Origin of the sequence: Rhodococcus sp. 05-2254-2 (genome assembly GCF_002259095.1) — a bacterium.
Lineage (GTDB): Bacteria > Actinomycetota > Actinomycetes > Mycobacteriales > Mycobacteriaceae > Rhodococcoides.
In genome coordinates this window covers 113,222-125,899 of sequence record NZ_NOZJ01000006.1, presented here as the reverse complement: position 1 = coordinate 125,899, position 12,678 = coordinate 113,222, and the positions used below count along the sequence as shown (strand labels likewise).

The following is a 12,678-nucleotide window of genomic DNA, read 5'->3' as shown; positions in this document are numbered from 1 at the left end:
GACAGGCTAACCTTCCGTGGTGACCGTCAACCGTCTCGCCGCCGTGCTCCTCGTCGCCGGAGTCCTGGTCGCCTGCTCGGCGAACACCCCCGGCACCGCATCCTCGGACTCCATCGGCCCCCGCACTGCCGTCGTCGACGATCCGAATCCGGAACCCGTCGTCGACGATCCGGCGGAGGTACTCCCCGTGACCGTGACCGGATTCGACGGCGTCCCCGTCACGGTGACGGACAACAGCCGCATCGTCGCTGCCGACCAGTACGGCACGCTCGCCGAGACCGTCTTCGCACTCGGACTCGGGGACAACCTCGTTGGGCGTGACACCTCGGCTGCATTTCCCGCGGCCGAGAACGTGCCCGACGTCACCCCGACCGGCCATTCGCTGAGCGCCGAGGGAATTCTGGCACTGTCGCCGACCGTCGTACTGACCGATACCAGCATCGGTCCACGTGCCGTGCAGGATCAGATCCGAGCCGCGGGCATTCCGCTCGTGTACTTCGATCCCACGCGCACTCTGGCCGGCGTCGCCCCTCAGATCGAGGCCGTCGCAGCTGCCTTGGGTGTGCCCGACGCCGGTGCCGCACTCGCCGAACGAACGAACACCGAGATCTCGGCAGCGGAGAACGCCGCACCCGAGTCCTCGGAACCGCCGAAGATCGCGTTTCTGTACATGCGTGGCCCGGCGATCAAGATGCTCGCCGGACCCGGCTCGGGAGCGGACGCACTGATCGAGGCTCTCGGCGCCAGGGACGCCGGTGTCGAATCGGGTCTGACCGAACAGTTCGTGCCGGTCACCAGCGAGGCGTTGATCGCCGCGGCACCCGACGTCATTCTGATGATGACCAAGGGCCTGGAATCGATCGGCGGTATCGAGGGGCTCGAGCAGATCCCCGGAATCGCGCAGACACCGGCAGGCCGAGATCGCCGGGTGGTGGACATGGACGACGGCACCATCCTCAGTTTCGGCCCGAACACCGGAAAGGTGTTGGGCGCACTGTCGAAGGCCGTGTACGACCCCGCGTCATGACCGACCGCGCACTCGCCGCAACGCGCACGGGCCGAGGGCGGGTTCTTGCAACATTCGGAGCCCTGGTCGTGGCACTGGTGTGTCTGGCCCTGATCTCGGCCGTCGTGGGGCAGGTGCCGACGACACCGCTGGAAGTGTTGGGCAGCCTCGCGCATCGGGTGGGACTCGACATCGGCCCGATGCCCGCACACCCCAGTGGCGAGGTGACGTTGTGGCAGGTCCGATTCCCGCGCCTGACTCTGGCAATCGTCGTCGGCGCGTGTCTGGGGTGCGCGGGTGCGCTGCTCCAGGGGGTGTTCGCCAATCCGTTGGCCGAGCCGGGTGTCGTCGGGGTCTCCTCGGGCGCTGCCGTCGGTGCCAGCTCGGTCATCGTGCTCGGCGGCAGCTTCGCCGGAGTCTGGAGTGTGGCGTTCGCAGCATTCGTCGGCGGGCTCGTCACCACGATCGCCGTGTATTTCCTCGCCCGCAACGCAGGACGCACCGACGTGGTGACGCTCATCCTCACCGGCGTTGCAGTCAATGCATTCGCCGGCGGTGCCATCGCGTTCTTCACGTTCGTCGCCAGTCCCGCAGCCCGCGATCAGATCGTGTTCTGGCAACTGGGGTCACTCGCGGGCGCGACCTGGCAGTCGGTGGCCGTGGTCGGCCCGCTCGCACTGCTCGGAATCGGAGCTTCCCTGGCGATCGCGCGCCGACTCGACCTGCTTGCGCTCGGAGAGAACGTGGCACGCCATTTGGGAGTGAACGTCGAACGACTCAGACAGTTCGCCATCGTCGTCGTCGCCCTGCTCGTTGCGTCCGGCGTCGCCTTCACCGGAATCATTCTGTTCGTGGGGCTGGTGGTTCCGCACGCCGTGCGGATGGTGCTCGGTCCCGCCCATCGACTCCTCGTCCCGGCCAGCGCCCTCGCCGGCTCCGTCGTGCTGCTCGCTGCCGATCTCGTCACCCGCACCCTCGTCGCGAACGTCGATCTGCCGCTCGGCATGGTGACGTCACTGGCGGGTGCGCCGTTCTTCTTCTGGCTGCTCCGCCGTACCCGTGCTCGCCAGGGCGGCTGGGCGTGACGAAGCGAATCGGCACGGCACGCAACGACATCCCGGTCATCCCCGAACCGGGTTCGAATACCCTCGTCGCCCGCGGAGTCTCCGCTCGGCGCGGGGACGCGACGGTGTTGTCCGACGTCAACCTCGACGTGGTCGCCGGCGAGATACTGGCGCTGGTGGGCCCCAACGGCGCGGGCAAATCGACGCTGCTGTCGGTCATGGCGGGAGACACCGAGCCCAGCGCCGGGTCGGTTCTACTGGACGAGAAACCGCTGAACCGCCTCCGCACGGTCGACGTGGCCAGGCGGCGTGCGGTGCTTCCTCAGCAACACAGCGTCGGGTTCGCGTTCACGGCCGGCCAGATCGTTCGAATGGGTCGAGCCCCCTGGGTCGGTACGTCGGCTGCGCGCAACGACGACGACCGCGTCTCCGCAGCCATGTCCGCATGCGACGTAGCGGACTTCTCCGATCGACCGTTCGCGTCGCTCTCCGGTGGCGAGCAGGCCAGAGTTGCGCTGGCGCGCGTCATAGCCCAGGACACCGCGACGATCATGCTGGACGAGCCCACTGCCGCACTCGACCTGGGACATCAGGAGTCGGTCATGGCCGTGGTGCGCTCGCTCGCTGCCGCCGGCCGTGCCGTCGTTGTCGTGCTGCACGATCTCGGCCTCGCGGCGGCCTACGCCGACCGCGTCGCGATCCTGGACTCGGGTGAACTGGTCGCAACCGGTCCGCCGCGGGAGGTGCTCACCGCCGAGCGACTGGCCCGGGTCTACCGACATCCCGTCGACGTGTTCGACCATCCCGTGACGGGCGAACAACTGGTGGTTCCCCACCGTGTCAGAAACCCTCAAGCACGGAATTGACTCGGTTGAAGAAGGCTCGAACTGCGGTGGTGTCTCGCTGTGACGCATCGGACAGCTGCTGCGCATGGGCGACCGCGTCACGCACCACACCGACGATGCTGCGCTCATCCGTCAGATCGACCTCGGTGACCGAATGCTCGGCAACCGCTTCGACCTCGGACCGATCCGGTACCGGAGATTGCACATCTTGGCGGTATATCTCGACGTACAGGGTGCTTCGATGCACACGAAACGCGAACGCCCGACCGTCGTCGGTGCGTCCGAAGCCGTTCGGGTGCGTTCCCGCGTTCACTTCCTCGACGACGAAGTGTGTTTCCTCGGTTCCCACGTCCACTCCCATGTCGTGTACTCACCTCGCCCGATCACGCTACCGCCTGTTCGGGCGAGACCGAACGACAACCGATCCGGCGCGGTCGATTTCGCCGAGGTCGCTGCACGCTGGTACAGATGTGGCAACGCCTCCACAGGCAGCGTCTTCTCGAGGAAGTAGGTTCGGCCTCATGCGAACACCGTCGGCTCGTTCCGTTCGAGCGGCAGTCGCGTCCGCGCTCGCCGTCGTCACAGTCCTGTCGGTCGGCGGGTGTTCCAGCGACGACGAGAACGCCGACGACATCTCCGTCGACCCCCGACCGCCGGCCGAGTCCCCCGAAGCCACTGCCACCCCCGCCGGAACCGTCAGCGCATTCGCGCCCGTGGACGCCCTCACGTTCGACCCCGTCACCCGCACCCTCGTGGCGCTGACCGACGCATCGACAACCGTGACCCTGGCCCGCGACGGTGCCGCAGCGCAGACCCAGGTGGTCGATCTGGGCGCCACGGGAGCCGCACTCGTCGCCGGACGGGACTCGACAGTGTTGGTGCCCATGGACGGTTCTGTCGCGAGGATCTCCGTGGTGGACGGACAGCGGACCGCCCTGCCTGTCGACGGTGACGCGCTGTCCGCAGCGGACCTACCCGACGGCACGACAGCTGTCGGAGACGACACCGGAGCGGTCCGTGTACTCGACACGAACGGTGAGGTCACCACCACGGTCTCCGGCGGCAGCGTGACCTCGGCCGATGCTCTGGCCAGTACACCGAACGGGGTCTCGGTTCTCGATCGTCGTCAGACGTCGGTGACCGACCTGAATCTGGACGACGGCACCCTCGGAGTGGCCTTGCGCGCAGGCGAAGGTGCCGCGGAGATGACCAGCGACGAGTTCGGCCGCTTGCTGGTCACCGATTCGACGGGGACCGAGTTGCTCGTCTTCACCTCGCACGATCTGCTGATGCGGCAACGCTTTCCGGTCGGGTCGCAGCCGTGGGCGATCGCCTACGATGAGCAGTCCGGTGTCGTGTGGGTGACGCTGCCCGCTCTCAACGAGGTGGTCGGGTACACACTCGATACCGGAATTCCGGTCGAGGCCGAGCGGTTGCCCACTGTGCGGCAGCCGAATTCGGTTGCTGTCGACGCCGACACCGGCGACCTGTACGTGGGATCGGCAACCGGTGACGGACTGCAGCGCATCCCCGCTGCCGGTCGTTGACCCGCGTGGACGCGGGAGTGGAGCCTGCAGGAACGACCGATAGGGGATGAGGAGGCATATGAACGCTTATGACAATTCGGCACCGGGGCGCGCGAAGATGCCCGTCGGATGGGAAGTGTCTGCGTCCGACGATTGGGAGTACGTGCCGTTGCGGCTGCCGCCGGATGTGACCCGGGTGACGGCCTCGATGCGGCTGGCGATTCAGGCGGAGTTCGGCGGCTGGGAACTGTCGCGGGTTCGGCTGTACACCGATGGCAGCAGGCGTGTGTTGCTCAAACGCAAGAAGACCGCGCATCACATCCCCGAGCCCGGAATCTGAGCCCGTCGCAGTACTGTTCGACCGCACGATCGTTGACACCACCGCATGAGTTCGACCGAGCCAGATCGACCGGAGAGAAGACCGTGGGAGACCGCCTGTACCGAGTTCTGTTGCGCCTGATGTTCCTCGTGCCACCGGAGAGGATCCATCACCTGGCGTTTCGGGTGCTCCGCGTCGTCGCCGTCGTGCCGCCGCTCCGCTACCTGGCCGAGAAGGCGTTCGTGGTCGACGATCCACGACTTCGCTCGACGGTGTTCGGCGTCGAATTCCCGGCTCCGCTCGGCCTCGCGGCCGGGTTCGACAAGAATGCCGACGGAATCGACGCGTGGGGGCCGATCGGATTCGGTTTCGCCGAGATCGGCACCGTGACAGCGCAGAGCCAGCCGGGCAATCCGACGCCGCGATTGTTCCGGTTGCCTGCGGACCGCGCCATCGTCAACCGCATGGGGTTCAACAACTACGGTGCCGAGCACGCCGCCCAGCGTGTCCGCGCCAGGCGCACGGGCATCCCTATCGGTGCCAACATCGGCAAGACCAAGATCGTGGAGCCGGTGGATGCCGCCGCGGACTACACGGCCAGCGCCCGGCTTCTGGGCCCGTTGGCGGACTTCGTGGTCGTCAACGTCAGCTCCCCCAACACCCCTGGGCTACGTGACCTTCAGGCCGTCGAATCGCTGCGGCCGATCCTCGAGGCGGTTCAGTCCGTGGTGACGGTGCCGGTATTGGTCAAGATCGCCCCGGACCTGTCCGACGAGGACATCGACGCCGTGGCCGATCTGGCCGTCGAACTCGGTCTCGACGGGATCGTGGCCACCAACACGACGATCTCCCGCACCGGGCTGCGCACCGACGCCGACGTGGTCGCCGCAGCAGGAGCAGGTGGCCTGTCCGGTGCTCCGCTGGCAGACCGCTCGATCGAGGTGCTGCGACGTCTCTACCGCCGAGTGGGCACCCGGCTGACGCTGATTTCCGTCGGCGGAATCGAGACCGAGGCGCAGGCGTGGGAACGCATCACCGCGGGAGCGTCACTGGTGCAGGGCTACACCGGGTTCATCTACGGCGGCCCGCTGTGGATCAAGAACATTCACCGGGGACTGGCAACTCGGCTCGAGGAACACGGCTTCGCCACGATCACCGATGCGGTGGGCTCGGCGAACAAGCCCTGAACCGTCGGGTGTCGGAACCGGTGTTCCGACACCCGACGTTCGAGCTCAGGCCTCGTAGATGCCGGTGAGGACCGCACGACCGATGGCGTGCGAGAACAGGTTGAAGCCGAGGTAGGCCGGGGTGGCCGTCTCGTCCACTTCGAGCCGTTCGACGTCCACCGCGTGAACCACGATGAAGTAGCGGTGCGGGCCGTGGCCTGCGGGCGGAGCAGCACCGATGTAGCGGAACAGACCGGCGTCGTTCTTGAGCGTCACCGCGGTGCTGGGCACCCCGGTCCCGCCGTCGTCGCCTGCGCCCGACACCAGCGATGTCGTCTCGACGGGGATGTTCGCCACTGCCCAGTGCCAGAAGCCGGATGCTGTCGGCGCGTCGGGGTCGTAGACGGTGACAGCGAAGCTCTTGGTGCCCTCGGGGAATCCGGACCAGGACAGCTGCGGAGAGTTGTCGTGCCCACCGGCTCCCATGATTCCACTGACCTGCTGAGCGGCCAAGGTCTGGCCGTCCTCGACGTCCTCGGACGTCAACTCGAAGGATGGTAGGTCCGGAAGCGAGTCGTATGGGTTGTACGCCACGATGGTTCCTTTCGTATCAGCTGTGCAGCAAGAAGTGTTCGAGTACCTGTGTACCGAACTCCAACGATTCCACGGGTACTCGTTCGTCGATGCCGTGAAACAACGCCGCGAAATCCAGTTCCGGTGGCAACTTCAGCGGAGCGAAGCCGAAGCAGCGAATACCGATGCGCGCGAACGCTTTTGCGTCGGTTCCGCCGGACAGCATGTAGGGAACGGTTCGACCGTTCGGATCGTGTGCCAGGACTGCGTCGTTCATCGCGTCGACGAGATCGCCGTCGAACGTGGTCTCGTACGGTTCGAGTTTCGTGATCCATTCGCGTTCGACGTTCGGGCCGATCAACTCGTCGACCTCCTTCTCGAAGGCCGCCTGCCGCCCCGGCAGCACTCGGCAGTCCACCACTGCCGTCGCCGTCTGCGGAATCACGTTCGCCTTGTAGCCGGCCGAGAGCATCGTCGGGTTCGCGGTGTCGCGAAGGGTCGCTCCGACGATGCGGGCGATGCTGCCGAGTTTGAGCAGGGTGCCGTCGATGTCCGGTGACGTCGGGTCGAAATCGAGACCCGATTCCTCCGAGACCGCCTGCAGAAATTGCGAGACCGATTCGGTGAGCACCAGCGGAAACGTGTGATTGCCCAGTTTGGCCACTGCCTCGGCGAGGTACGTCACGGCGTTGTCGTCGTGCAGGAAGGATCCGTGTCCGGCGCGGGCCTTGGCCGTCAGCCGCATCCACGCCAGGCTCTTCTCCGCCGTCTCGACCATGTAGAGCCGCTTCTCGGTGCCGTCCGGACGAGCGACGGTGAGCGAGAACCCGCCGACCTCGCCGACCGCCTCGGTGACGCCCTCGAACAGATCGGGTCGGTTGTCGACCAACCAGTGCGATCCGTACTTACCGCCCGCCTCCTCGTCCGCCAGGAACGCGAACAGGATGTCGCGGGGTGGGACGGTTCCGTTGGACTTGAACTGGCGGGCCAGCGCGAGAGCCATGCCGACCATGTCCTTCATGTCCACCGCGCCTCGGCCCCACACGTAACCGTCCTCGACGGCCCCGGAGAACGGATGCACGCTCCAGTCGGCCGGTTCGGCCGGTACGACATCCAGGTGTCCGTGGACCAGCAGCGCGCCGCGAGAGGAGTCCGCTCCGCGCAGCCACGCGAACACGTTGCCTCGACCCGGGGCACCGGACTCGACGTACTCCGTCTCGTAGCCCACTTCCTCGAGCTTGCTCGCCACCCACTCGGCGCATTCCTTCTCGCCGACGGTCGTGTCGAGCTCCCCCGTGTTCGAGGTGTCGAACCGGATGAGGGAACTGACGAGATCCACGACTTCGTCGAGGGCAACGGTGGCGTCGATATCGGTTGTGTTTCCGGGATTGCTCACATCGTTGGGCACACGTCGTTCCTACCACCAGAATCGGCTCCGGGCACCATGAGAAACGGCCTCGAGCATGAACTGACGTGGGGATTTGGGTTATCGGGAACCCGTCGGATAATCTTACGCAGCACACAGCGGCCGGCTGTGAAAGCAACAAAAGAATATGCGGCAGAGGTCGCACTTGTCCGAGTGGCGGAATGGCAGACGCGCTAGCTTGAGGTGCTAGTGTCCTATTAACGGACGTGGGGGTTCAAGTCCCCCCTCGGACACCGTCTGAAAGATGTAGTCAGACAAAGATTTTCACAGATCTGAGTTGAGACAGACGAAACTGACCCTGATTCTTCGGAATCGGGGTCTTTTTCGTTCTGCACTCGCTTTCGTTCGGCTCGAAGGGGCCGATGCTAGGAGACCGACGATGGACGCGATCGACCCGACCGATCTCGAGACGTGCCTGCGCGTGCTGAAGCAGGCCGCAGAGCTGGACAAGAACCATCCGGATTCGATCGCTGTGCAGCGCGCATCCGGTGCCATGTTCAAAGATCTCAAGCGTGCCCGACGCGTCGCGGCGCGCAACGCCGTCAACGCGGCCGACCGTGCCGTCGTCGCCGCCACCGCAACCGGATCCCCGGACCGAATCGACGACGAGACCGCAGGACTGTCCCTGACCTCCCGCGCCGAGGGAGACATCGCAGGCACTCTGATCAAGGCTCGTCCCTGCTACATCTGCAAGCAGCGCTACACCCACGTCGACTCGTTCTATCACCAGCTGTGCCCGGAGTGCGCAACGCTCAATCGAGGCAAGCGCAACGCGCGAACCGATCTGTCCGGCCGGCGGGCGTTGCTGACCGGTGGTCGGGCGAAGATCGGGATGTACATCGCACTTCGACTGCTGCGCGACGGTGCCCACACGACCATCACCACCCGATTCCCCAACGATGCCGTGCGTCGCTTCGCCGCGATGGACGACAGTGACCAGTGGCTGCACCGTCTGCGCGTCGTCGGTATCGATCTTCGCGATCCGGCTCAGGTTGTGGCGCTCGCCGATTCGGTCGCGGCCGAGGGACCTCTGGACATTCTGATCAACAACGCCGCACAGACCGTCAAACGCTCCCCCGGTTCCTACAGCGCACTGGCCGATGCGGAAGCCGAACCGTTGCCCGCAGCCCTGACGGAAGGCGCAGGACCGGAGCGCATCACGTTCGGCAAGACCAGTGATGCGCACCCCGCGTCACTGGCGAGCTCGTTGCCCGCCACCGCGATCGGCGGCCGGTCGACTGCTGCCCTGAGCGCGGACGACGTGGCCTCGCTCGCCATGGTCGCCGGCTCGGTCACGGCCGAGAGAATCGAGAGCGGGCTCGCCATCGACGCCGGGGGTCTGGTGCCCGATCTCGCCGAGACCAACAGCTGGATCCACACCGTCGAGCAGGTCGACCCGGTGGAACTGCTCGAGGTGCAGCTCTGCAATTCCGTCGCACCCTTCATCCTGGTCTCGCGGCTACGCACCGCGATGGAGGCCTCGGACGCGCGGCGCAAGTACGTGGTCAACGTCTCGGCCATGGAAGGCCAGTTCGGCCGCGCGTACAAGGGGCCGGGCCATCCCCACACCAACATGGCCAAGGCCGCGCTGAACATGCTGACGCGCACCAGCGCGAAGGAGATGCTCGAGAGCGGGATCCTGATGACCGCCGTCGACACCGGCTGGATCACCGACGAACGGCCACACCCCACCAAGATGCGGCTCGCCGACGAAGGTTTCCACGCTCCACTCGACCTGGTCGACGGTGCCGCCCGGGTGTACGACCCGATCGTGCAGGGCGAACTCGGAGTCGATCTGCACGGCTCGTTCCTCAAGGACTACCAGCCGTCACCCTGGTGATTTTCGCGTGCGTGCCCCTCGGCGAACATGGGCTGCGATACTCGTAAGCCGAAGTCGTTGCGCGCGAGCGAACGGCCCTTCTTCACGCACCGATAGGCGGGCACCATGGGCGAGGACGTCGAGCGCCGTAAGTTCACCAGGCAGGACAGGCACGAGTTTCGGCAGAAGGTGCAGGACTGTCTCGATGCCCTGGCGATCATGTTGGCCGATGAGACCTTCCACGTCGGTGAACCGCAGATCGGCATGGAGATCGAGCTCAATCTCGTCGACGACGACATGGAACCGTCGATGGCCAACGCGGCGGTGCTCGACGCCATCGCCGATCCCGACTATCAAACCGAGCTCGGCCAGTTCAACATCGAGATCAACGTCGACCCTCGGCCACTGCGCGGTGCCTCGATCGCCGAGTTGGAGACCGACCTGCGCAGATCGCTGTATGCAGCGGACGAACGCGCCCGCACCTCGGGTAGTCGGCTCGCCATGATCGGCATGCTCCCGACTCTGGACGAGGAGCACTTCGAGCACCGGTGGCTCTCGGCGAATCCGCGCTACGACCTGCTCAATCAGCAGATCTTCGCCGCTCGGGGCGAGGACATCGAACTGAAGATCGGCGGAGTTCGACTGCCCGGTGCCGCTGCCGCCGAGGATCTCGACATCGTGACCGACACGATCCTGCCCGAGGCGGCCTGCACGTCGGTTCAGCTGCACCTGCAGGTGGCTCCGGACGAGTTCGCGTCGTATTGGAATGCAGCGCAAGCCCTTTCGGGTGTACAGGTGGCGCTCGCCGCCAACTCGCCGTTCTTCGCCGGACGCGCGCTGTGGCACGAGACTCGCATTCCGCTGTTCGAGCAGGCCACCGACACCAGGCCGCAGGAGCTCAAGAATCAGGGTGTCCGACCGCGGGTGTGGTTCGGCGAACGATGGATCACCTCGATCTTCGATCTGTTCGAGGAGAATTCACGCTACTTCCCTGCGTTGCTGCCGGTCTGCAGCGAGGAGGATCCCAAGGCTGCGCTGGCCGAGGGCAAGACACCGTCGCTGTCCGAACTGCGCATGCACAACGGAACCGTCTACCGGTGGAACCGGCCGATCTACGACCGGTCCGGCGACGGCCATCACATCAGGCTGGAGAATCGCGTTCTGCCGGCCGGACCGTCGGTGGTCGACACTCTCGCCGACGCGGCGTTCTACTACGGAACCGTCCGCGCGCTGGCCGATGCCGACCGCCCGCTGTGGTCGCAGATGTCGTTCGACGCCGCCGAGGAGAACGTGCACTCCGCGGCCCGCGGCGGGTTCGATTCGATGCTCTACTGGCCCGAGGTGGGCTGGGTGAGTCCGCAGGAACTGGTGTTGCGTCGGCTGCTGCCCCTGGCCGACGCCGGGCTGGCCGCCTACGGCGTGGACGCGGCGGTCCGCGACCGCTATCTGGGGGTGATCGAGGCGCGGTGCCTGGCCAAGCAGTCCGGCTCGGTGTGGCAGCGCAACGCCGTCGTCGCCCGCGAACGCGCCGGTGAGAAGCGCGATAGAGCGCTTGCGGGAATGCTCGGTGATTACGTCACCCTCATGAATGCCGGAGAACCCGTGCACACCTGGACGAACTGACGGCGCGTCGACTCGCCGGGGTGACCCGCGTTAGTGTCGCTGGTATGAATTCGCCTGCATCCGACTCCCCCGATCGCACTCACGACATCGTCGTCTACGGCGTCACCGGCTTCGTCGGGAAATTGACGGCGAAGTACCTCGCCGAGCATGCACCGGCAGACACCCGCATCGCCCTCGCCGGGCGCTCTACGGCGAGGGTGGAGGCCGCCAGGAAAGAACTGGGCTCCAGGGCTCAGCAGTGGTCCGTTCTCGAGGCCGACGCCACCGACCTCGCATCGCTCGAGGCCATGGCCCGATCGACCCGAGTCGTCATCACCACGGTCGGTCCCTACGCCAAGTACGGCTTGGAATTGGCAACGGCGTGCGCCGAGGCCGGGACGGATTACGTCGACCTAACCGGCGAGGTCCTGTTCGCTCGCGAGAGCATCGATACCAACCACGAAATCGCTCAGCGCACCGGGGCCCGCATCGTTCACTCGTGTGGCTTCGATTCCATCCCGTCCGACATCGGCGTACACGCGCTGTACGAGGCCGTTACCGCGGACAACGCCGGTGAGCTGACCGACACGACCCTGGTGGTCACGTCGATGTCCGGCGGGGTCAGCGGCGGCACCATCGACTCGCTGCGCGGGCAGATCGAGGCGATGAAGAAGGACAAGCGAGCCCGACGCATCGCCGCGCGGCCGTACTCCCTCAGTCCCGACCGGGGCCTCGAGCCGCAACTCGGCCGTCAGCTCGACACCGTGCTGATCGACGGCAAGAAGATCGACCCGAGCCTGCGTGGTTGGAAAGCCCCGTTCGTGATGGCCTCGTACAACACGCGAGTCGTCCGGCGCACCAATGCACTTCGCGACTGGGCCTACGGAAAGCAGTTCCGCTACAGCGAGGTGATGAGCGTTGGCTCGTCGTTCGCCAGCCCCGTCCTCGCCGGTGCTCTGTCTGCCGGGCTGTTCGTCGGCGTGTCCGCGATGACTGTGCTTCCGGCCAAGGTGCTCGACCGCATTCTGCCCAAGCCGGGCACCGGCCCCAGTGAAAAAGCCCGTGAGAAGGGACATTTCACGGTCGACCTGTACACCCTCACCACGTCGGGGGCTCGCTACCGGGCTCGCGTCAAAGCGTCGGGAGACCCCGGCTACAAGGCCACCGCGGTCATGCTGGCGGAGTCGGCACTCGCACTCGTGTACGGCGGCGACGCCTTGCCGAAGGCCTCAGGAGTTCTCACTCCCGCCACCGCGATCGGTGACGTCCTCGTCGATCGTCTCAATGCTGCCGGAATGGAGATCTGGGCCAAGCGGAACTGATCGACCGCGA

General features: G+C 66.1%; 12 protein-coding genes and 1 tRNA gene. 10 read left to right on the top strand and 3 right to left on the bottom strand.

Features of this window, described 5'->3' with window-relative positions:
* Positions 1-19: 19 nt before the first annotated feature.
* Genes CH283_RS08410 through CH283_RS08400 form a run of 3 tightly spaced genes read left to right on the top strand, consistent with a single transcriptional unit; the run spans position 20 to position 2,936 of the window.
* Positions 20-1,027, top strand: a complete 1,008-nt coding sequence (locus tag CH283_RS08410; RefSeq protein ID WP_176460516.1) for a heme/hemin ABC transporter substrate-binding protein — start codon at positions 20-22, stop codon at positions 1,025-1,027.
* Positions 1,024-2,091 carry a FecCD family ABC transporter permease gene (locus CH283_RS08405; RefSeq protein WP_094641832.1) on the top strand — a complete coding sequence of 356 codons (1,068 nt, stop codon included), beginning with the start codon at positions 1,024-1,026 and terminating at the stop codon, positions 2,089-2,091. The genes CH283_RS08410 and CH283_RS08405 overlap by 4 nt, the downstream gene beginning before the upstream one ends.
* On the top strand, positions 2,082-2,936 hold the full coding sequence (locus CH283_RS08400) for a heme ABC transporter ATP-binding protein (RefSeq protein ID WP_094642364.1): 855 nt from the start codon (positions 2,082-2,084) through the stop codon (positions 2,934-2,936). The genes CH283_RS08405 and CH283_RS08400 overlap by 10 nt, the downstream gene beginning before the upstream one ends.
* Here the strand turns inward: CH283_RS08400 and CH283_RS08395 are convergent.
* Complete coding sequence (locus CH283_RS08395; protein WP_082898619.1) at positions 2,911-3,276, bottom strand: hypothetical protein; 366 nt, start codon at positions 3,274-3,276, stop codon at positions 2,911-2,913. The genes CH283_RS08400 and CH283_RS08395 overlap by 26 nt on opposite strands.
* Before the next feature lie 160 nt (positions 3,277-3,436).
* On the opposite strand from CH283_RS08395, the gene CH283_RS08390 reads away from it, so the two are divergent.
* The 3 genes from CH283_RS08390 (at position 3,437) to CH283_RS08380 (ending at position 5,947) form a co-directional block, all read left to right on the top strand.
* Positions 3,437-4,462, top strand: a complete 1,026-nt coding sequence (locus CH283_RS08390; RefSeq protein WP_094641834.1) for a YncE family protein — start codon at positions 3,437-3,439, stop codon at positions 4,460-4,462.
* A gap of 58 nt (positions 4,463-4,520) precedes the next feature.
* The gene (locus CH283_RS08385; protein ID WP_094641836.1) at positions 4,521-4,781 is read left to right on the top strand and encodes a DUF5703 family protein; all 261 of its coding nucleotides are present in this window, start codon (positions 4,521-4,523) and stop codon (positions 4,779-4,781) included.
* A gap of 95 nt (positions 4,782-4,876) precedes the next feature.
* Positions 4,877-5,947, top strand: a complete 1,071-nt coding sequence (locus CH283_RS08380; RefSeq protein WP_094642365.1) for a quinone-dependent dihydroorotate dehydrogenase — start codon at positions 4,877-4,879, stop codon at positions 5,945-5,947.
* Positions 5,948-5,992: 45 nt separating this feature from the next.
* Here the strand turns inward: CH283_RS08380 and CH283_RS08375 are convergent, their stop codons facing one another.
* Positions 5,993-6,520: a YbhB/YbcL family Raf kinase inhibitor-like protein gene (locus CH283_RS08375; RefSeq protein WP_068050809.1), complete on the bottom strand. Its 528-nt coding sequence runs from the start codon at positions 6,518-6,520 to the stop codon at positions 5,993-5,995.
* Between the two features lie 16 nt (positions 6,521-6,536).
* Complete coding sequence (locus tag CH283_RS08370; protein ID WP_082898618.1) at positions 6,537-7,868, bottom strand: M20/M25/M40 family metallo-hydrolase; 1,332 nt, start codon at positions 7,866-7,868, stop codon at positions 6,537-6,539.
* Between the two features lie 204 nt (positions 7,869-8,072).
* Between CH283_RS08370 and CH283_RS08365 the strand changes: the two genes are divergently transcribed.
* The 4 genes from CH283_RS08365 (at position 8,073) to CH283_RS08350 (ending at position 12,668) form a co-directional block, all read left to right on the top strand.
* Positions 8,073-8,158 (top strand) — tRNA-Leu (locus CH283_RS08365).
* Positions 8,159-8,304: 146 nt separating this feature from the next.
* Complete coding sequence (locus CH283_RS08360) at positions 8,305-9,765, top strand: SDR family NAD(P)-dependent oxidoreductase (protein ID WP_068050810.1); 1,461 nt, start codon at positions 8,305-8,307, stop codon at positions 9,763-9,765.
* 105 nt (positions 9,766-9,870) lie between these two features.
* Complete coding sequence (locus tag CH283_RS08355) at positions 9,871-11,367, top strand: glutamate-cysteine ligase family protein (RefSeq protein ID WP_094641838.1); 1,497 nt, start codon at positions 9,871-9,873, stop codon at positions 11,365-11,367.
* A 44-nt stretch (positions 11,368-11,411) separates the two neighbouring features.
* Positions 11,412-12,668: a saccharopine dehydrogenase family protein gene (locus CH283_RS08350; RefSeq protein ID WP_094641840.1), complete on the top strand. Its 1,257-nt coding sequence runs from the start codon at positions 11,412-11,414 to the stop codon at positions 12,666-12,668.
* Positions 12,669-12,678: the final 10 nt, after the last annotated feature.

What these genes read in the sequence shown, in the direction of transcription:
- CH283_RS08405 (WP_094641832.1), top strand. Translation starts at nt 1,024, where the DNA reads ATGACCGACCGCGCACTCGCCGCAACGCGCACGGGCCGAGGGCGGGTT.
- CH283_RS08395 (WP_082898619.1), bottom strand. Translation starts at nt 3,276, where the DNA reads ATGGGAGTGGACGTGGGAACCGAGGAAACACACTTCGTCGTCGAGGAA.
- CH283_RS08390 (WP_094641834.1), top strand. Translation starts at nt 3,437, where the DNA reads ATGCGAACACCGTCGGCTCGTTCCGTTCGAGCGGCAGTCGCGTCCGCG.
- CH283_RS08385 (WP_094641836.1), top strand. Translation starts at nt 4,521, where the DNA reads ATGAACGCTTATGACAATTCGGCACCGGGGCGCGCGAAGATGCCCGTC.
- CH283_RS08360 (WP_068050810.1), top strand. Translation starts at nt 8,305, where the DNA reads ATGGACGCGATCGACCCGACCGATCTCGAGACGTGCCTGCGCGTGCTG.
- CH283_RS08355 (WP_094641838.1), top strand. Translation starts at nt 9,871, where the DNA reads ATGGGCGAGGACGTCGAGCGCCGTAAGTTCACCAGGCAGGACAGGCAC.
- CH283_RS08350 (WP_094641840.1), top strand. Translation starts at nt 11,412, where the DNA reads ATGAATTCGCCTGCATCCGACTCCCCCGATCGCACTCACGACATCGTC.